17 protein-coding genes and 3 pseudogenes are annotated in these 18,702 nt (G+C 67.5%); 8 read left to right on the forward strand and 12 right to left on the reverse strand.

Translation table 11 applies throughout. The features are described 5' to 3' along the window. Nucleotides 1–9: 9 nt before the first annotated feature. The 3 genes from ACIRQP_RS31345 to ACIRQP_RS31355 form a co-directional block, all read right to left on the reverse strand. Nucleotides 10–1,041 carry an alanine racemase gene (locus tag ACIRQP_RS31345; RefSeq protein WP_403895934.1) on the reverse strand — a complete coding sequence of 344 codons (1,032 nt, stop codon included), beginning with the start codon at nt 1,039–1,041 and terminating at the stop codon, nt 10–12. 80 nt (nt 1,042–1,121) lie between these two features. Beyond that, complete coding sequence (locus ACIRQP_RS31350) at nt 1,122–2,240, reverse strand: lipid II:glycine glycyltransferase FemX (protein ID WP_403895937.1); 1,119 nt, start codon at nt 2,238–2,240, stop codon at nt 1,122–1,124. A gap of 111 nt (nt 2,241–2,351) precedes the next feature. Further along, on the reverse strand, nt 2,352–2,666 hold the full coding sequence (locus ACIRQP_RS31355) for a hypothetical protein (RefSeq protein ID WP_030354352.1): 315 nt from the start codon (nt 2,664–2,666) through the stop codon (nt 2,352–2,354). Between the two features lie 271 nt (nt 2,667–2,937). Here ACIRQP_RS31355 and rpsF point away from each other — a divergent pair, with 271 nt between their 5' ends. The 4 genes from rpsF (at nt 2,938) to rplI (ending at nt 4,641) form a co-directional block, all read left to right on the forward strand. Beyond that, nucleotides 2,938–3,228, forward strand: a complete 291-nt coding sequence (gene rpsF, locus ACIRQP_RS31360) for a 30S ribosomal protein S6 (protein WP_006604399.1) — start codon at nt 2,938–2,940, stop codon at nt 3,226–3,228. 74 nt (nt 3,229–3,302) lie between these two features. Next, nucleotides 3,303–3,896: a single-stranded DNA-binding protein gene (locus ACIRQP_RS31365; RefSeq protein ID WP_403895940.1), complete on the forward strand. Its 594-nt coding sequence runs from the start codon at nt 3,303–3,305 to the stop codon at nt 3,894–3,896. A 43-nt stretch (nt 3,897–3,939) separates the two neighbouring features. Further along, nucleotides 3,940–4,176 carry a 30S ribosomal protein S18 gene (gene rpsR / locus ACIRQP_RS31370; RefSeq protein WP_003967857.1) on the forward strand — a complete coding sequence of 79 codons (237 nt, stop codon included), beginning with the start codon at nt 3,940–3,942 and terminating at the stop codon, nt 4,174–4,176. Between the two features lie 18 nt (nt 4,177–4,194). Beyond that, entirely contained in the window at nt 4,195–4,641 is a 447-nt protein-coding gene (gene rplI / locus ACIRQP_RS31375) for a 50S ribosomal protein L9 (RefSeq protein WP_403895943.1), read from the forward strand. 123 nt (nt 4,642–4,764) lie between these two features. Here rplI and ACIRQP_RS31380 read toward each other — a convergent pair whose 3' ends face one another. Further along, the gene (locus tag ACIRQP_RS31380) at nt 4,765–6,102 is read right to left on the reverse strand and encodes an MATE family efflux transporter (protein WP_403895945.1); all 1,338 of its coding nucleotides are present in this window, start codon (nt 6,100–6,102) and stop codon (nt 4,765–4,767) included. Between the two features lie 422 nt (nt 6,103–6,524). Here ACIRQP_RS31380 and dnaB point away from each other — a divergent pair, with 422 nt between their 5' ends. Continuing rightward, a complete protein-coding gene (gene dnaB / locus ACIRQP_RS31385) occupies nt 6,525–8,003 on the forward strand; it encodes a replicative DNA helicase (protein WP_403895947.1) in 1,479 nt (492 codons plus the stop codon). A 334-nt stretch (nt 8,004–8,337) separates the two neighbouring features. On the opposite strand, the gene ACIRQP_RS31390 is transcribed toward dnaB, so the two are convergent. Beyond that, nucleotides 8,338–9,447, reverse strand: a complete 1,110-nt coding sequence (locus ACIRQP_RS31390; protein WP_403895950.1) for an FAD-dependent oxidoreductase — start codon at nt 9,445–9,447, stop codon at nt 8,338–8,340. A gap of 72 nt (nt 9,448–9,519) precedes the next feature. Between ACIRQP_RS31390 and ACIRQP_RS31395 the strand changes: the two genes are divergently transcribed. Continuing rightward, nucleotides 9,520–10,200, forward strand: coding sequence for a TetR/AcrR family transcriptional regulator (locus ACIRQP_RS31395; RefSeq protein ID WP_403895952.1), 681 nt, complete (start codon nt 9,520–9,522; stop codon nt 10,198–10,200). A 329-nt stretch (nt 10,201–10,529) separates the two neighbouring features. On the opposite strand, the pseudogene ACIRQP_RS31400 reads toward ACIRQP_RS31395, so the two are convergent. From ACIRQP_RS31400 to ACIRQP_RS31415, 4 genes and pseudogenes are all read right to left on the reverse strand, one after another. Next, nucleotides 10,530–11,975 (reverse strand): annotated as a pseudogene (locus tag ACIRQP_RS31400) (alpha/beta hydrolase). A 463-nt stretch (nt 11,976–12,438) separates the two neighbouring features. After that, nucleotides 12,439–12,720, reverse strand: a pseudogene (locus ACIRQP_RS31405) (MerR family transcriptional regulator); the annotation flags it as partial. Between the two features lie 82 nt (nt 12,721–12,802). Further along, nucleotides 12,803–13,768 carry an aldo/keto reductase gene (locus ACIRQP_RS31410; RefSeq protein WP_403895955.1) on the reverse strand — a complete coding sequence of 322 codons (966 nt, stop codon included), beginning with the start codon at nt 13,766–13,768 and terminating at the stop codon, nt 12,803–12,805. A gap of 40 nt (nt 13,769–13,808) precedes the next feature. Next, nucleotides 13,809–14,180 (reverse strand): annotated as a pseudogene (locus ACIRQP_RS31415) (VOC family protein); the annotation flags it as partial. Between the two features lie 96 nt (nt 14,181–14,276). Between ACIRQP_RS31415 and ACIRQP_RS31420 the strand changes: the two are divergent. Continuing rightward, nucleotides 14,277–15,668, forward strand: coding sequence for a serine hydrolase domain-containing protein (locus tag ACIRQP_RS31420; protein WP_403895958.1), 1,392 nt, complete (start codon nt 14,277–14,279; stop codon nt 15,666–15,668). Nucleotides 15,669–15,789: 121 nt separating this feature from the next. Here the strand turns inward: ACIRQP_RS31420 and ACIRQP_RS31425 are convergent, their stop codons facing one another. From ACIRQP_RS31425 to ACIRQP_RS31435, 3 genes are read right to left on the reverse strand one after another with little or no spacing between them, the layout of a single operon-like run. Further along, on the reverse strand, nt 15,790–16,242 hold the full coding sequence (locus ACIRQP_RS31425; RefSeq protein WP_403895961.1) for a GNAT family N-acetyltransferase: 453 nt from the start codon (nt 16,240–16,242) through the stop codon (nt 15,790–15,792). Nucleotides 16,243–16,285: 43 nt separating this feature from the next. After that, entirely contained in the window at nt 16,286–17,152 is an 867-nt protein-coding gene (locus ACIRQP_RS31430; RefSeq protein WP_403895964.1) for a GNAT family N-acetyltransferase, read from the reverse strand. Nucleotides 17,153–17,157: 5 nt separating this feature from the next. Then, nucleotides 17,158–17,700 carry a DUF2269 domain-containing protein gene (locus ACIRQP_RS31435; protein ID WP_403895967.1) on the reverse strand — a complete coding sequence of 181 codons (543 nt, stop codon included), beginning with the start codon at nt 17,698–17,700 and terminating at the stop codon, nt 17,158–17,160. Between the two features lie 76 nt (nt 17,701–17,776). Here ACIRQP_RS31435 and ACIRQP_RS31440 point away from each other — a divergent pair, with 76 nt between their 5' ends. Then, nucleotides 17,777–18,415 carry an HAD family hydrolase gene (locus ACIRQP_RS31440; protein ID WP_403895970.1) on the forward strand — a complete coding sequence of 213 codons (639 nt, stop codon included), beginning with the start codon at nt 17,777–17,779 and terminating at the stop codon, nt 18,413–18,415. The last annotated feature ends 287 nt before the right edge of the window (nt 18,416–18,702 follow it).

The following is an 18,702-nucleotide window of genomic DNA, read 5'->3' on the forward strand; positions in this document are numbered from 1 at the left end:
TCGTACCGCTCAGCGGTCGACGAGACGGTCGAACTGCGTCGTCGTGTGCCGCAGATGAGCCACCAGCTCATCCCCGACCCTGGGCTCCTGCGCGTCCGACGGTACGAACAGGATCGACACCTGCATATGCGGCGGCTCGGCGAACCAGCGCTGCTTTCCGTCCCAGACGAACGGCGACAGATTGCGGTTCACCGTGGCCAGACCCGCCCGCGCGACACCCTTCGCACGCGGCATCACCCCGTGCAGCGCCTTCGGAGCCTCCAGACCCACCCCATGAGATGTTCCCCCGGCGACGACCACCAGCCAGCCATCGGAAGCGACCTTCTGCTGGCGATAGCCGAACCGGTCTCCCTTGGAGACGCGGGTGACATCCAGAACAGAGCCCCGGTACTCGGTCGCGTCATGATCACCCAGCCACAGCCGCGTACCGATACGGGCCCGGAAGCGGGTCTGCGGGAACTGCTGCTGCAACCTGGCCAGCTCCGCGGAGCGCAAATGACTCACGAACATCGAGTGCAGCGGAAGCCGCGCCGCACGCAGCCGGTCCATCCACGCGATGACCTCCTCCACCGCGTCGGAACCATCCGTACGGTCCAGCGGAAGGTGCAGGGCGAAGCCCTCCAGCCGCACATCCTCGATAGCAGCGTGCAACTGGCCGAGCTCCTCCTCCTTCACGCCATGGCGCTTCATGGAGCTCATGCACTCGATGACCACACGCGCGCCCACCAGCGCGAACACCCCATCGACGGACGAGACCGAACGCACCACCCGGTCGGGCAGCGGCACCGGCTCCTCACCCCGCCGGAACGGCGTGAGAACCAGCAGGTCACCACTGAACCAGTCCTTGATCCTGGCCGCCTCGTAGATGGTTCCGACGGCCAGCATGTCGGAACCGAAGCGCGTGGTCTCGTCCGCGAGACGCTCATGACCGAAGCCGTAGCCATTGCCCTTGCAGACCGGGACAACCCCCGGGAACTGCTCGATGACCGACTTCTGGTGCGCCCGCCAGCGCGCGGTGTCGACGTAGAGGGAGAGCGCCATGCCGGTCCGGAACCTTTCTCTCGGCTGCGGTGAATCAAAGAGATGGATGAACGAGGGGGAAGGAAACGAACAGCCGCCCGTCAGCGGCGCGACATATAGATGTCAAGCGCCTTGTGCAGCAACTTGTTGAGCGGGAAGTCCCACTCACCGATGTACTCGACGGCCTCGCCGCCGGTACCCACCTTGAACTGGATCAGACCGAAGAGATGATCGGTCTCATCGAGAGAGTCGGAGATCCCGCGCAGGTCATAGACCGTCGCCCCCATCGCGTACGCGTCACGCAGCATCCGCCACTGCATCGCGTTCGACGGCCGGACCTCACGCTTGTGATTGGCCGACGCACCGTACGAGTACCAGACATGACCACCGACGATCAGCATCGTCGCCGCCGCGACATTCTCACCCTCGTGACGGGCGAAATACAGCCGCATACGGTTCGGGTCCTCGTTGTTCAGCACCGTCCACATGCGCTGGAAGTACGACAGCGGGCGCGGCCGGAAATGATCCCGCTCAGCCGTGATCTCGTACAGCCGCTGCCACTCACCGAGATCCTCGTAGCCGCCCTGCACCACATCGACGCCGGCCTTCTCGGCCTTCTTGATATTGCGGCGCCACAACTGGTTGAAGCCCTTGAGGACGTCATCCAGCGACCGGTTCGCCAACGGCACCTGGAAGACATAACGCGGCTGCACATCACCGAAGCCAGCGCCGCCGTCCTCCCCCTGCTGCCAGCCCATCTTGCGCAGCCGGTCGGACACCTCGAACGCGCGCGGCTCGATATGCGTCGCCTCGACATCCCGCAGACGCTTCACATCCGGATCCTGGATGCCCGACTTGATCGCACCCGAGTTCCACCGGCGGATCACCACAGGCGGACCCATCTTCACCGAGAAGGCACCCTGATGCTTCAGATGCGCCAGCATCGGTCGCAGCCACTCGTCGAGATTCGGGGCGTACCAGTTCAGCACCGGCCCCTCGGGCAGATACGCCAGATACCGCTTGATCTTCGGCAGCTGACGGTAGAGCACCAACCCCGCGCCGACCAACTGGTCGTTCTTGTCGAACCAGCCCAGGTTCTCCGAGCGCCACTCCGTCTTGACGTCAGCCCATGCCGGGACCTGGCAGTGACTCGCCGACGGCAGACTCTGGATATACGCCAGATGCTGCTCTCGGCTGATGGTCCTCAGGGTCAGGCTCATGCGGGGCGCTCCTCGGCAGGTGTGTCCCCATCGATACAGGGGCTCCGGCTCTCGCGCCGAAGCCTACTGCGCCGATGGAGCGCCCCGTCTGGCTGTGGGCGGAGCGTCCGGCTATCCGACGACCCCACCGAACAGTCCGCCATGCGCCATTCCGAGGAAGAACCCGACCGCCGAGGCACCGAGTCCGATGATGATCAGGAACCGTTCACGTGTCGTCACGGAGATGAACTGCCCGTACGCGCCCGTCAGGACCCCCACGAGCCCCGCCCACGAACTGAGCAGATGCAGATTGTGGAAGAAAGCCGAGACGAAGGCGAGAACGCCCAGCGTCAGCGTCACCGCAACCAGGGTGTCCTGGAGCGGATGACGCTTGCCGTCCGTGGAGAACAGAGAGGTGGCGGAGTTCGGTCGCATTGCCTGTGCCATCTGGCACCTCCTGGCCTTGCCGGAAGGCGGCGCTTCGTAGCGCCGCGCACACCCGATGTCTACAGATTGCGTCCGCAGGCGACCGGATTTCAACCGGAAGCCGGTCTGTGAGTAGTCTGTACGGTCTGCGCCGGTGTCTGCCCATGCCAGAAACGATCCCCTCGCCCAGCGAGCAGGATTGTCAGTGGCGGCCGATACCGTTGCTTACGCATCACGACCCTCCTGCCACGGAACGACCGTGGCCGCTGAGTCCAAAGGAGGTGGGTTCCACATGCGTCACTACGAGGTGATGGTCATCCTCGACCCCGATCTCGAGGAGCGCGCTGTCTCCCCGCTGATCGAGAACTTCCTCTCCGTCGTCCGCGAGGGCAACGGAAAGGTCGAGAAGGTCGACACCTGGGGCCGTCGTCGTCTCTCTTACGAGATCAAGAAGAAGCCCGAGGGCATCTACTCGGTCATCGACCTGCAGGCCGAGCCCGCGGTCGTCAAGGAGCTCGACCGACAGATGAACCTGAACGAGTCGGTCCTCCGGACCAAGGTCCTCCGTCCCGAGACCCACTGAGCTCCTAGCTCAGAGGTCATCGGGTCCGAGCAGCAGCAAGCAGCCAGAAGCAATCCCCGCCGAGAGGTTCACCCATGGCAGGCGAGACCGTCATCACGGTCGTCGGCAATCTCGTCGACGACCCCGAGCTGCGCTTCACCCCGTCCGGTGCGGCGGTCGCGAAGTTCCGCGTCGCGTCCACTCCCCGCACCTTCGACCGTCAGACCAATGAGTGGAAGGACGGCGAAAGCCTCTTCCTGACCTGCTCGGTCTGGCGTCAGGCGGCGGAGAACGTCGCCGAGTCGCTCCAGCGAGGCATGCGCGTTGTCGTGCAGGGCCGGCTGAAGCAGCGGTCCTATGAGGACCGCGAGGGCGTCAAGCGCACGGTCTACGAGCTGGACGTCGAGGAAGTCGGCCCCAGTCTCAAGAACGCCACGGCCAAGGTCACCAAGACCACCGGCCGCGGTGGCCAGGGCGGCTACGGCGGCGGCCAGCAGGGCGGCGGAAGCTGGGGCGGCGGCCCCGGTGGTGGTGGCCAGCAGGGCGGCGGCGGAGCACCCGCCGACGACCCGTGGGCCACCAGCGCGCCGGCCGGCGGCGGTCAGCAGCAGCCGCAGAGCGGCGGGGGCAATGGAGGCGGCTGGGGCGGAAGCTCCGGCGGCGGCTACTCGGACGAGCCGCCCTTCTAGGGCGGGCTCGCACCCCACTTCTTGATCACACAGGAGAAACACCATGGCGAAGCCGCCTGTGCGCAAGCCTAAGAAGAAGGTCTGCGCATTCTGCAAGGACAAGACCCAGTACGTGGACTACAAGGACACGAACATGCTGCGGAAGTTCATTTCCGACCGCGGCAAGATCCGTGCCCGCCGCGTCACCGGCAACTGCACGCAGCACCAGCGTGACGTCGCCACGGCAGTCAAGAACAGCCGTGAGATGGCGCTGCTGCCCTACACGTCCACCGCGCGATAAGGGAAGGGTGACCGAATCATGAAGATCATCCTCACCCACGAGGTCTCAGGCCTCGGTGCCGCCGGCGACGTCGTCGACGTCAAGGACGGCTACGCTCGCAACTACCTGGTCCCGCGCGGTTTCGCGATCCGCTGGACCAAGGGCGGCGAGAAGGACGTGGCGCAGATCCGCCGCGCCCGCAAGATCCACGAGATCGCCACCATCGAGCAGGCCAACGAGATCAAGGCCCGCCTCGAAGGCGTGAAGGTACGTCTGGCCGTTCGCTCCGGCGAGGCCGGCCGTCTCTTCGGCTCCGTCACCCCGGCCGACCTCGCCTCGGCGATCAAGTCCGCCGGTGGTCCGGAGGTCGACAAGCGCCGCATCGAGCTCGGTTCGCCGATCAAGACCCTGGGCTCGCACCAGGTGTCCGTCCGGTTGCACCCCGAGGTCGCCGCGAAGCTCGGCATCGAGGTCATCGCCGCCTGAGCGCACCGTTCAGCAGTACGAGGAGAGGGCCGCATCCCCCAGGGGTGCGGCCCTCTCTCGCTCTTCCTGACACCGCCCGGGGACTGTCCATGTTTCACGTGAAACATGGACTGCGCTCTCCCGTCAGCGGGTGGCACCCGTGACCAGCCAGCGACCCGACCGGGTGCGCAGCCAGAGCGTCGCCATACGGACCCCCATCATCAGCCCCATCGTCCACCACAGGGCCGTCAGACCACCGCCCCAGGCAGGAACGAGCAGAGCGACCGGGGCGAAGACCACCAGTGTCACCAGCATCGCTCCCGCCAGATAAGGGCCGTCCCCGGCGCCCATCAGTACACCGTCCAGCACGAAAACGATCCCCGAGATCGGCTGCGTAACGGCCACCACCAGCAGAGCGGGCAGCAGCGTGTCCCGCACCACCTGATCACCGGTGAAGAGCTGAATGAACAGCGGACGCGTCGCCACGAGCAGAACGCCGAGCAGCACACCCGCCGCGACCCCCCACTGCACCATGCGACGGCAGACATCCTGGGCGCCCTGAGTGTCACCCGCCCCCAGATAGCGGCCTATGATCGCCTGTCCCGCGATGGCGATCGCGTCGAGTGCGAATGCCATCAGGCTCCACAGCGACAGAATGATCTGATGGGCCGCGACATCCGCGTCCCCCAGACGCGCGGCGACCGCCGTGGCGATCATCAGAACCGCGCGCAGCGACAGCGTACGAACCAACAACGGCACGCCGGCCTGGGCACTTGCCCGTATCCCCGCCGCGTCGGGACGCAATGACGCACCATGGCGGCGCGCTCCCCGGACCACGACGACCAGATAGACGGCCGCCATGGCGCACTGAGCCAGCACTGTTCCCCAGGCGGAACCGGCGATCCCGAGACCGGCACCGTAGACGAGCACGACATTGAGTACCGCGTTGGCACCGAACCCGCCGATGGCGACATACAACGGCGTCCGGGTGTCCTGGAGCCCGCGCAGCACACCTGTGGCGGCCAGCACGATCAGCATGGCGGGGATGCCGAGGCTGGAGATCCGCGCATAGGTGACCGCATAGGGGGCGGCCGTGTCCGACGCCCCGAACAGACCGACAAGCCACGGCGCGGCAGGCAGCGTGACGGCTATGACCGCCGCACCGAGCAGAAGGGCGAGCCAGATGCCGTCCATGCCCTGGCGTATGGCGGCCTGGAGATCGCCGGCGCCGACGCGCCGGGCCACGGCCGCGGTAGTGCCGTAGGCGAGAAAGACAAAGATGCTCACCGCGGTCGTCAGCAGGGCCGCCGCGATCGCCAGTCCGGCGAGTTGGGGGGTGCCGAGATGGCCGACGATCGCACTGTCCACCATCACGAAGAGCGGCTCGGCGACGAGGGCGCCGAAGGCGGGAATGGCGAGGGCGATGATCTCGCGATCGTGCTGTCGAGGGGCTGTCCTGGATATCGCGGGAGCCTTTGTCATGCGCTCAATCTAATCTTCCACAGGTAAGTGCTGCAATACGCCTGGGGTCCTTACTTCGTTGCCCGGTGGAGGCTCGGCTGTGTGCCGTTTGTTCTGATCTTGGCCCAGTCGGGAAAGTTTTTCTCCCCCACAGCCGGTGGACGGAAAAACGCCAGCTCAGGGTGGGTGCGGCAGGGTCGCTACGAGTTTGTCCACAGTGCTGTCCCCCGGTCCGTGCACAGGTTCGCCGGGGTTCTCCACAGCATCTGATCGGTCGTCCACATGGCCTGTGGATAACCAGATTGGCTGACGGTGCCCGCGGGCCTACCGTGGACCGGCGTCCGACGCGCCGGAACCGGAGTCAGGCCTCTCGTTTTGTCAGTGTCGTGCCGTAGAAAGAGTGGCACGGCGAGGTCCGCTGAGCGGACGTGAGGAGGTGGCCGGTGAGCATTCCCGAGCCATTGGACGACCCCTGGACCGACGCCGGTCCCAGTGACCGTCTGCCTGTCTCCCGGCAGCGCCGTGGTGAGGGCCGGGTCCGCGAGGAGCAGCACGAGCGGGGCCGGGACGGTGGTGCCTGGGACGGCGGGTCTCCCGGGTTCGAGCGGGTGCCGCCCCAGGATCTCGATGCCGAGCAGTCCGTTCTCGGCGGCATGTTGCTGTCCAAGGACGCCATCGCCGATGTGGTGGAGATCATCAAGGGGCATGATTTCTACCGCCCCGCGCACGAGACCGTCTTCCAGGCGATCCTCGACCTCTACGCGAAGGGGGAGCCGGCCGACCCGATCACGGTGGCGGCCGAGCTGACCAAGCGGGGTGAGATCACCCGTGTCGGTGGACCGTCGTATCTGCACACGCTGGTCCAGTCGGTGCCCACGGCGGCCAACGCCTCGTACTACGCGGAGATCGTCCACGAGCGGGCGGTGCTGCGTCGGCTGGTCGAGGCCGGCACGAAGATCACGCAGATGGGATACGCGGCCGACGGCGATGTGGACGAGATCGTCAACTCCGCCCAGGCCGAGATCTACGCCGTTACCGAGCAGCGGACCAGTGAGGACTATCTGCCGCTCGGCGACATCATGGAGGGCGCGCTCGACGAGATCGAGGCGATCGGCTCGCGCAGCGGCGAGATGACCGGTGTGCCGACCGGCTTCACGGACTTCGACTCCCTCACGAACGGGCTGCATCCCGGCCAGATGATCGTCATCGCGGCCCGTCCCGCCATGGGTAAGTCCACGCTCGCCCTGGACTTCGCGCGGGCCGCGTCGATCAAGAACAATCTGCCGAGTGTGATCTTCTCGCTCGAAATGGGGCGCAATGAGATCGCGATGCGTCTGCTGTCGGCGGAGGCGCGGGTGGCTCTTCACCACATGCGATCGGGCACGATGACGGACGAGGACTGGACCCGGTTGGCCCGCCGCATGCCGGATGTCTCGCAGGCTCCGCTCTATATCGATGATTCTCCGAACCTCTCGATGATGGAGATCCGGGCGAAGTGCCGGCGGCTGAAGCAGCGGAACGAGCTGAAGCTGGTGATCATCGACTATCTGCAGCTGATGCAGTCGGGTGGTTCGAAGCGGGCCGAGAGCCGTCAGCAGGAGGTCTCGGACATGTCGCGAAACCTGAAGCTGCTGGCCAAGGAACTGGAGCTGCCGGTCATCGCGCTGTCGCAGCTGAACCGTGGTCCGGAGCAGCGTACGGACAAGAAGCCGATGGTCTCCGACCTGCGTGAGTCGGGTTCGATCGAGCAGGACGCGGACATGGTGATCCTGCTGCATCGCGAGGACGCGTACGAGAAGGAGTCGCCGCGTGCGGGCGAGGCCGACCTCATCGTGGCCAAGCACCGTAATGGCCCGACGGCGACGATCACGGTGGCGTTCCAGGGCCACTACTCGCGCTTCGTGGACATGGCCCAGACCTGAGCCCGGGTTGTGGGATCCCGGTCCCGTGTCCTTTTCCCACTTGCGATGTCCGCTGCGTGGCAAAAAGGACAGGGCGACGGGATTCATGCCGCGAGCGGGTGGCTCCCCTCTTTGTGTACAGGACCGTCCCGGTCGGCGTCTGCGTGCGTGGCCGGGGCAGTACCCCGACGTTCGGCGGCCGGTGGGGTTGCCTCGGATAACGCGGGGTTGGTGGTCCGATGGGTACAGCGGTGGCCTCGCCGGTAGGGCCGAGTGTCCGGCGTGGTGACGAGGCCGTGGTGGAACTTGGAGTGGCCGGCTGGGCGACCGGTTGCTTGGTCGTGTTCAGCCACCTTCAGCCCGGTTGGAAGAACTCAAGCATTCTCCGGCTGGCGTCCGGCGACATCAGCAATTCCTGCATGTCCGCGGACATCCGGGCGGTAGCGCTGGTGCGTTCGAACATCTCGCGTTCGTATTCTTTGACGGCGGCGGGAAAGTCGTCCGGGTGCGCGGCCAGCGCGAGACCGAGCAGGGCGCCGTCGAGCAGCGCCATGTTGGCGCCCTCTCCCACCGGCGGCATCAGGTGCGCGGCATCGCCGAGCAGCGTGACGCCTGGCATCGACGGCCAGGTCAGGCCGACCGGGAGAGTGGTGATCGACCGCGGTACGACCGTGTCGTCGCAGGCCGCGATGAGCGCGGTGAACCGTGAGTCCCAGCCGGGGAGCAGGTCGATCAGCCGCGCCCGGGCGGCGGCCGGGTCGTCGAACGGGATCCCGCTGGTAGCGAACCAGTCCTCGGCGGTGTTGTAGAAGCTGAGGCCGATGCGAACGCGACCGTCGCCGTTGCGCTGCGCCGCCAAGGACAGTCCGTTGCCGAGCACCCAGTAGTTGCCGCGCCCGACCATCGCCGCGAGGTCGGGGTGCGTGTGGTCGATGTCGGGAATGCCGATCTCGACGACGTTCTGGCCGATATGCGCCGGGCGGGCGTCGGTGAGCAGTGTGCGGACCCGGGACTGCGCGCCGTCCGCGCCGACCAGCAGGTCATATATCGCACTGCTGCCGTCGGCGAAGTGCAGCAGGCCGTTGTCGGCGGATTTGAACGCGTGCCCCCAGCGCACCACGTCTTCGGGGAGGGAATCCAGCAGCAGGTTGCGCAGATCGGCGCGGTCCACCTCGGGTCGCTCAAGCGGGGCGTCGTCGGGCGTGTCCTCCTGGAGCAGCAGGGTGCCATCCGGCTCGAGAAGACGCATGTCCTGGCCTTCACCACGGGCAATCGCGTAGAACTGGTCGATCAGACCGGCCTCGCGCAGCGCCCGCTGGCCGGAGTGGATGTCGAGCATGCCGCCCTGACCGCGCGCACCGCGTGACCGTTCACGTTCATACACGACGGCGTCGATGCCGTTCACGTGCAGCACCCGGGCAAGGGCCAAGCCACCCAAGCCGGCTCCGACGATGGCGATGGTCATGGTTGCCTCTCCTTCGATACGACGTACTGCGTCGATACACTGTATCGGCCGATGCGATGTATTGTTAGCGGCATGTTGGTGTGGGAGAGGCCGGAGCCACCGAATCGACCCGTGCCGGCCCCGTTGAGCCGGGAACGGATCGTGCGAGCGGCGATCCAGCTGGCCGACGTGGACGGCTTGGACGCGGTGTCGCTGCGCAAGGTCGCCACCGCGCTGGACGTCCGTCCGATGCGGCTGTACGGCTACATCGCCGGCAAGGAGGAGTTGCTCGACCTGATGGTCGACGCCGCCCACGCCGAGATCCGGCCGGTCGGAGACGGCTGGCGGGAGGTGCTCCGGTCTCTTGCCGAAGTCACTCGGCACGCCGCTCACGAGCACGAATGGCTCGCCGATCTACTGGGTGGCAGACCCCAGCTCGGGCCGCACGCGCTGGCCAGTGGGGAGAGCGTGGTGGCCGCACTGGGCGACGTCGACGTGGACGCCATCATGCCGATGGTCGCCGCAGTCAACGCGTACGTGATCGGCGCGGTGCGTCGGGAGATCGCCGAGCGGCGTGCCGAGCGGGCCACCGGGATGGACGAGAAGCATTGGCAGGCCTCACTCGGGCCCTATCTGGAGCGAACCTTCGCCACCGGCCGATTCCCCGCGCTGGCCACGGTGGTGCGCGATGCCGCCCACCTGGACGCCGACCACACCTTCCGGATCGGCCTAGACTTTCTGCTCGACGGCATCGAAGCCCGCATCTCAAGGTGACGCGCGGCCGAAGGACCGGACCGGCCATAGCACCAGGTCGGCGCTGACGCGTTGAGATGACGCAACGACGGCCAGTTGGCCACGAGCCGAGGTCGCGTTCCGGGATGAAGGCCGGCCACGGTCGTGAGACCGAACAGCTTGGCCACGGCGTGAGGCAGCCCGAAAACCGGTAGGTCACGGACGCGCAGTTGGCCACCGGCGGCGAGAACCTACACGGGTTTGTCGATATGCGCGGGGGCGAGGCGTGACCGCGCCGCTGCCGTCGTCGCAACGACTGATCGGCACGCGGCGCGGACCGCTCAAGAGCTACTCGCTCGCGCTGCCACCGATCAGGAGGGCTCTGCCGCGCAGGCCAGGTCGTGCGATGGGCGTTGCCCGGTGGACAGGAATGTCGTCACCGCGTTGTTCGCGCACTGGTTCTGGCCGAACGGGTAGACGCCGTGGCCGCCCTGGTCGTCCGTCACCATCCTGGCCCGGTCACCGAACGCCTGCCGCAACCGCTGGGCGCCGACCAGCGGCGTCCCCGGGTCGCGGAGGTTCTGCACCATGAGCACGTTCGACGGGCCCCGGTCACCGATGCGCACCTGCGGCTCGACCGGGTCGGTCGGCCAGAACGCGCACGGCCCGATGCCGGCCGTTGACCCGCCCAGCATCGGGTACTTGACCCGGTCGACCGCGACGTCACGCTGGTACTCCTGGACCGACCTCGGCCAGCGCGAGTCACCGCAGATCACGTAGAAACGGCTGGACATGGTGTTGTCCGCGTCCGACACGGGAGGACTGGGGGGCAGGGGCTGGTTCGTGTCGAGCGCCTGCCAGATCTCGGCCAGATCCCGCATGCCCGAGTCGGTTTAGAGGAAGCCGAACGTGGCTCCGCGGAACAACGTGCCGTCGATTCCCTGGACCGGAGTCCTGTCCAGTCGCGCGGCGAGTTCGTAGTACTTCGCGGTCACTTGCGCCGGCGTGGTGCCCAAACCGTACTCGGGGTGGGCGGCGGCGAACTTCGCGAAGTCCGGGAACCGGTCCTGGAGGCCACGTGCGAACAACCGCATGCCCGTGACGTCATATCCGCCCGGCCCCATGTTGCTGTCGAGCACGATCCGGTCGCTGCGCTCCGGGAACAGCGTCGTGTACACCGCACCGAGGTAGGTGCCGTAGGAGGCACCGTGGTACGAGAGCTTCGATTCGCCCAGCGCCGCCCGTATCCGGTCCATGTCGCGTGCGGTGTTCGCCGTGGTGGTGTGTGGCAGCATCCACGCCGTCTTCGACGTGGCGCACTGCCCGGCGATGGTCTTCGCGTTCTCGGCCTGCTTCGTGACGTCGGCCGCGGTGTTCGCGTACGGCGGGAAGTTGCCGCGCGCCTTCTGCTCCGGCGTCAGATCACATGTCACCGGTGTGCTGTGGCCGACGCCGCGCGGGTCGAACCCGATCACGTCATAACTGTCCAGCACGCTCCGGGGCAGGCGCAGGCTGAGAATGGCCGGGTAGTTCAGTCCGCTCAGCCCGGGTCCGCCCGGATTGGTGAGCAGTACGCCGCGGCGCTGCGACGGCTTCTTGCTCGCCAGGCGGGAGATCGCGATCTCGATCTTCCGCCCGTCCGGGTCCCGGTAGTCCAGCGGGACGTCGAGTGCCGAGCACTCCAGACCGGGCAAGGCGACATCCGCCGGGCACGGGCCCCATTGCACGGTGCTCGGCGTCGCCGCCGCCGACACCCCCGGAATCGCGGCCGCCGCCACCGCGGCGACGGCGAGGACGAGGGACAAGGTCCTGCGCATCTGACTTCCTCCTAGACGGCGCACCAGGGCGCCGGAACCAAACAGCGGGTGCCAGGCGCATGCGCTCCGCCAGGTCTTGCCTGGTCTGCTCGTCGGCGTCGGCGGGCAGGTGGTCGAACTCGCTGAGGGCGGGGTCCGGCTCGCACGTCTGCAGCGTGTCCGCATAGGCGTCGAGTACCGACCGGCCGAGCACCTGGGACATCACGACGGCCAGCGAACGTTCGGTTGCCGAGACGTCCGCGCCGGCGACGGCCCTGCCCAGTCGGGGCGGGAGATCGGTGGGCGCGGCCTGGCGCAGGAGCAGGGCGAGCTCGACGCGCATCCGTTGCAGCCGTTCGATGGTCGCGGCCAGTTCGGCGTCCAGCACGCGCAGCGCATCCTCGGGGTGTTCGTCGGCATCGCCCAGCTCGGCGATCTGCTTCAGTGGGAGCCCGAGATCGGTCAGGCGTCTGATCCGCAACACGCGAACGAGGTGCGCCACGCCGTAGCTCTTGTAGCCGTTGGCCCGGCGTTCGGGCTCGGCGAGCAGGCCGAGCTCGTGGTAGTGCCGGATCGCGCGCAACGTCGTGCCGGTGAGCCCGGCGAGCTGACTGGTACTCCACCCCACGACGCCCCCCGGACCCAGGTTTCCCGCGACGCGGACGCGCCGGCAGGTCCATTGGAAACCATGCCGCTGCGGCACGGTCAAGAGGATCGAGCGCCCAGGTCGAACAAGATCAATATGTCGCGCGTGGCGAGAACCCACAGGCCTGGAGGTGATCGGGTGGGTTCGCGTCTCGCGGCCCCAGCCGGAGCCGCCGTCCGGCTGGGGCCGCGGCGGCTCTGGATCAGGCGTAGAAGTTGCGCTGCCAGCGGTGCTTGGCGAGCACGGTGAGTTGGTCGTCGGTCAGCAGGCGTCCGTCGCTCACGGCGGTGTTGCGCTCCACGTTCCGGACGGTGCGCATGCCGGGGATGACGGTGGAGACGGCCGGTGTGCCGAGCACGTACCGCAGTGCGGTTTCCGCGATCTCGTCGGAGGCGATGCCCAGCTCGGTGGTGATCGCGTTGACGTGCTGCTCGACGTGGGCGGGACGGTCGTCGCGGAAGTAGCGGCTGCGGAAGTCGCGGTCGGAGAACGTGGTGCCGGCCGTGACGCGTCCCGTCAGGCCCCCCTCGTCGAGGGCCACCCGGACGATCACGCCGACTCCGTGTTCCTGGCAGGCGGGAAGGAGCGTGTCGGCCGGGGCCTGGTCGAAGATGTTGTAGATGACCTGCACGGTGTCCACCACGCCGCTGCGGACCAGGGCGAGTGCGTTGTCGGGCTGGTGGTCGTTGATGGATACGCCGAACAGACGGATCTTCCCTTGCTGCTTCAGCTCGGCGATGGTCTCCAGCCAGTCGCCGCGGCCGACCCATTCGTCGCTCCAGACGTGGAACTGCAGTACGTCGAAGTGGTCCAGGCCGCTGACGCGCAGGCTGGTCTCCAGGCTGTCGCGGATATGGGCGCCGGGGAAGGTCTCCGCGGGGTCCAGCCCGTCGGGGGCCGGCCAGACGCGGTTCTTCGGGGGCACCTTGGTCGCCACGTACACCTGGTCACCGGCCCGCTCGCGGACCACTCGGCCCACGATCCGCTCGCTCTCGCCGTAACCGCGTGCGGTGTCGATGAAGTTCACGCCCTGGTCGATGGCGCGGTGCAGCGCGCGTACGGACTCGTCCTCCGTGGCGCCCACCCAGCCGGACTCTCCGATGCCCCAGGCTCCGTAGCCGATCTCGGACACTGACAGTCCACTGCGTCCCAGCTCGCGATAGTGCACGGTCCTCCTTCACATCATGGTTGGTCGGGACGGTTGGTCAGGCCGCTCGTTCGGCGGCGCTGCGTTCCACGCAGAATTCGTTGCCTTCCGGGTCCGCGAGGGTGACCCAGCCCGCGCCGTCGGTGCGGCGGTGGTCGCCCACGAGGGTGGCACCGAGGGTGAGGAGGCGGTCCACCTCTTCGTCGCGGGTGCGGTCCTGGGGCTGGAGGTCCAGGTGGACCCTGTTCTTGGTGGCCTTGGCCTCGGGCACCTGGATGAACAGCAGCGTGGCGCCCTCTGACGCGAGCAGTGCTTCCGGGTCGCCGGGCTTGTCGTCGTCCGCCAGAGAGGCGCCGAGGACCTTGGCCCAGAAGCTGCCCAGGGCATAGGTGTCCGCGCAGTCGATGGTGATGTGGCGTACCAGGGATGTCATGCGGTCACTCTGATCATTCCGGCCGTTTCTGTCCAGGGTGATGCCGTGGTGCGAAATAAAGTCGACTGGGCGGGTCGCCACCGGTAGATGTGGAGCATGACCTCATCTCCTGAAGAGCTGTTGCCCAGTACGCGTCGAGCCCTGTTGCATCGCATCGCCCGAGCTCAGGCCGAGGGCCGGGCTCCGTCACTGGTCGGTGCGGTGGCGCGGGAGGGGCGGATGGTGTGGACCGGGGCCCGTAGCTGCATGGAGGGGCATGCGCCGGACGCGGATACGCAGTACCGCATCGGGTCGATCACCAAGACGTTCACCGCCGTTCTGGTACTGCGGCTGCGTGATGAGGGGCTGCTCGATCTCAACGACCCACTGGAGAAGCACCTTCCGGGCACCGGGGTGGGCGAGGTGACGGTCGCACAGCTCCTGGGGCACAGCGCGGGGTTGAGCGCGGAGTCTCCGGCGCCCTGGTGGGAGAGGACTCCGGGCTCGCTCCGCCCGGAGCTCGCGGACGTCCTCGGTGAGCGGCCCGTGCTCTATCCGGCGGGGCGGCGCCACCACTATTCGAATCCGGGCTTCACGCTGCTCGGCGTGCTGGTGGAGGCCGTGCGCGGGGCGTCCTGGGAGGAGGTGCTGCGGCGTGAGGTTCTTGAGCCGTTGTCCATGGGCCGTACGTCCGCGCGACCGGTGGCTCCGCACGCGGGTGGCTGGGCTGTGCATCCCTGGGCCGATGTGATGCTGCCCGAGCCGGCGGAGGATCTGGGGCTGATGGCGCCCGCTGGTCAGCTCTGGTCGACGGCCGCCGATCTCTGCCGCTTCGCGGTCTTCCTCTCGGAGGGGGACGAGAAGGTCCTGAGCGCGGAGTCCGTGCGGGAGCTGCGGACACCGGCCGTGCCGCCCGAGGCCGGGGAGTGGAACGGTGGCTACGGGCTCGGGACGCAGCTATTCCGGTGGGAGGACCGGACGCTGGTGGGGCATACGGGTTCACTGCCCGGCTTTGTCGCCGGCCTGTGGGTCAGTGTGGAGGACGACGTGGCCGCGGTGGTGCTGGCCAACGTCACCTCGGGGATGTATGCCGGGGTGATCGCGGCCGATCTCATCGGCATTGTGGCGGACGCGGAGCCCCGGATCCCCGAACCGTGGCGCCCGCTGCCCGACGCCGACCGGGAGCTGCTGGATCTCACTGGGCCGTGGTACTGGGGCGCGCATCCGTTCGGACTGACGTTGTCGTCGGAGCAGGGCCTGGAACTGAACCCGCTACGAGGCGGCGGACGCGGTTCTCGCTTCGTGGTGCGGCCGGACGGTAACTGGAGCGGGCTTGATGGCTACTACGCGGGGGAGACCCTGCGGGTAGTGCGTCGCCCTGACGGCTCGGTGAGCCATCTCGACCTCGGGTCGTTCGTCTTTACGCGTGAGCCGTACGGGCCGGAGGACGCGGTTCCCGGGGGTGTGGACGCGAGAGGCTGGCTCGGCCTCGGGGATTTCAGGGAGTAGAGCGACCGTGATGTTTCACGTGAAACCGGGCATGTGGTGCCGGCTTCCAGCAGGCAGCGGTGAACGGCACATCCGGCCTCTTGCCGGAGGCGGCGAGCCACAACGAACAAGGGCGGGGTTTTCAGATACTCATCTTGAAACCGACATGTGAGGCGGTGAAGCCGAGCCGCTCGTAGAAGCGGTGGGCGTCGGTGCGGCTGGTGTCGGAGGTCAACTGGACCAGCTGGCAGCCCAGGCGGCGGGATTCGTCGACCGCCCACTCGATGAAGCGGGTGCCGAGTCCGCTGCCGCGCTCGTCGGCGTGGACGCGTACGGCTTCGATGATGGAGCGGGTGGCGCCGCGCCGGGAGAGACCAGGGATGATCGTGAGCTGAAGGGTGCCGATGACCCGGCCGTCGCGTTCGGCCACCACCACGTGCTGGTTCGGGTCGCGGGCGAGTCGTTCGTAGGCCTCGGTGTACGGGGTGAGGTCGTCGGGGGACTCGCGCCGGGCGCCCAGGGGGTCGTCCGCAAGCATCGCCACGATGGCGGGGATGTCGTCGGGGGCGGCGGGCCGTATCTTCAGATCGCTCATGATCCGCAGCGTACGCCGGGGCAGCGGCGGTGGCCGGGGAGGCTCAGCCGGTGGCCATGTTCAGCGGTGCGAACCGCCGGGACCGGTCGCCGGGCAGGTCCCGGTCCCCGTACGCCATGAGTGTGGTGAGGGTGACCGGTTTCAGACCGCGGTCCTTGAGCCAGTTCAGCAGTTCTCTGTGGCGCAGGTCGATGACGGTGCGTACCGGCCGGTCCGAGCCGGCGGCCAGCGAGGAGATCAGCGCTTTCGCGGTCTCTGTGTCCCGGGCGATCAGCGGGCCGATGACATCGGTGGCCGGTGTGGGCCAGATCGCCGCGTATCCGATGAGGGTGGAGCCTTCCTCCGCGACTCTGAGCCGGTCGGCGAAGGCGGGGAGCCGCGCGATGAGGTGGGTGCGGTCCGCTCCGAGGACTTCGGTGTCCAGGCGTACGAGGGCCGGCAGGTCGCCGGCGGCCGCGGGCCGGGTGGTGATCTGTGGCGGGTGTTCCGGTGACCGGAGGTGTCCGAGGAGCGTCTCGGCCTCGCCGATGTCGGTGAAGCCGAGCTTTTCGTAGAGCGGGCGTCCGAACGGGGTGGCGTAGAGGGTGAGCGGAGTGCTCCCCGCCTCGCGCAGTGCGTGGTTCATGAGCCGCTGCCCGAGCCCCTGGCGGGCGTGCCGTCCGGCGACGAGCAGCATGCCGATGGCCACGAGTTCCGGACGGTCCGCGGGGCCGTACGAGGTGACGACGCAGACAGCTGCCAGTCCGTTGCCTGCCGGGTCGTCGATGCCGTACGTGGTGCTCGCCGAGAGCAGCAGGCCCCATTTGTGCTCCTCGCGTGCCCAGCTGCGGTCCTCGGCGAGGTCTGCGCAGGACTTGAGGTCGCTCCTGGTCAGACGGCGGATCGGCTGTGCGGAGAGCGGTGTCGGCATAAGGATCAGGCTGTCGGAGCCGGTGATCGTTCGTCCACCGCTTTACGAGAAGTGAACCGACGGGATGAAGCTGTGCGCTGGAGGCGCCGGCCGCGCCGCGTGAGTCCCCAGGGTTTGAGTACGGAGATCGCTGTCATGAAGAGATAGGCGCAGCTCGCCACGGTGGGCGCGGCGACGAGGCTGTTGTCGGGGAGTCCGGCGGCCGCGGCGCCGTTGATGGTCGGCCGCAGGGCGAAGACGGTTGCCACGAGGGTGATCAGGGTGAGCCAGAACTTGATCCACACCCAGCGGTGTCGGGCCAGACCCCAGGGGGTTCCGAGTGAGAGCAGCACTCCGCTGAGGAGGGCGAGCAGGGCGATGGGGATGATCAGCCAGTCGACGAGGATCTTCATGGCGCGATAGGCGGCCTGTGTGGTGGTCGCGTCGTTGGTGATGAAGGCCGTTACACCGAGGGTGAGGAGGCCGAGGGTGAGCCCCAGCCAGCTCACGGATGTGGCGACGTGGGTGACGAGGAGGGTCCGGCGCGCGGGCCGCTTGAGTTGTTTCACGTGAAACACGGTGCCTGGCGGCCGAGTGTGGGGCGTCTGCTCACGGGAGTAACCGCGCGTACTAGCCTCGGCGTACATGGCGAACGTACGCAGACTTCATCTCTTCGACCTCGATGGAACGCTGATCCGTGGTTCGGCGGCGGCTGTGGAGATTTCGCGGCAGCTGGGACTGGGTGCCGAAATCGCGGAGCTGGAGCGTGAGTTCCTGACCCTCGGGCTCGCGCCCGACGAGTTCGCGGCTCGGGCCCGGGAGCTGTGGGCCGAACTCACCACGGTGCAGGTGGCGGCGGCTTTCGAGGGTGCGCCCTGGCTGCTGGGTATCCGTGAGGTCTGGGCGGATATCCGGAAGCGTGGGGATTACTGCGCTGTTATCTCCTTGTCGCCCGACTTCTTTGTCACGCGGCTGCTGGAGTGGGGTGCGCATGCCGCGCATGGTTCTCGCTGGCCGGTGCCGCCTTTCACCGAGCCGGTCGACCGGGCGGGTATTTTGAACCCCGCGGCCAAGGTGAAGATCGCGAACCGGCTGTGTGCAGAGTTCGGGGTGAGCCTGGACGACTGTGTCGCCTACGGTGATTCGATGTCGGACGCGGAGATCTTCGCGGCGGTGCCCCGGGCGGTGGCGGTGAATGCGGATCACCATCTGTCGGGACTTGCCACGCACACGTACACGGGGGGTGATCTGCGTGAGGTCTATGAACTGGTCCGCCTCCAGTGAACCGGTGCGGCGGCGGCAGTAATACTCTGACCCGGAGGTGCCGCGGGAAACGCGGCCGGAATCCGGCGAATGGGCACAGGAGCGATGCAGCCTGACGGTAAATCCGGTGTGGATGCCCGGACTTCGCGCTCTTTGTCCCCTGAGGTGAGTCGGCCTGTCATGCTGCGTGTGCAGACGTTCCGGACAATGTCGCACTCCTTCACCTTGTGCCCGAATTGGGGCTTCGGGGGAGGTTAACGTGAGGCGTCAACAGTCCTAGTCAGAGCGGGGAATTGCTAGCGTATTCC

Source organism: Streptomyces sp. NPDC102274, assembly GCF_044766385.1.
Classification (GTDB): domain Bacteria; phylum Actinomycetota; class Actinomycetes; order Streptomycetales; family Streptomycetaceae; genus Streptomyces.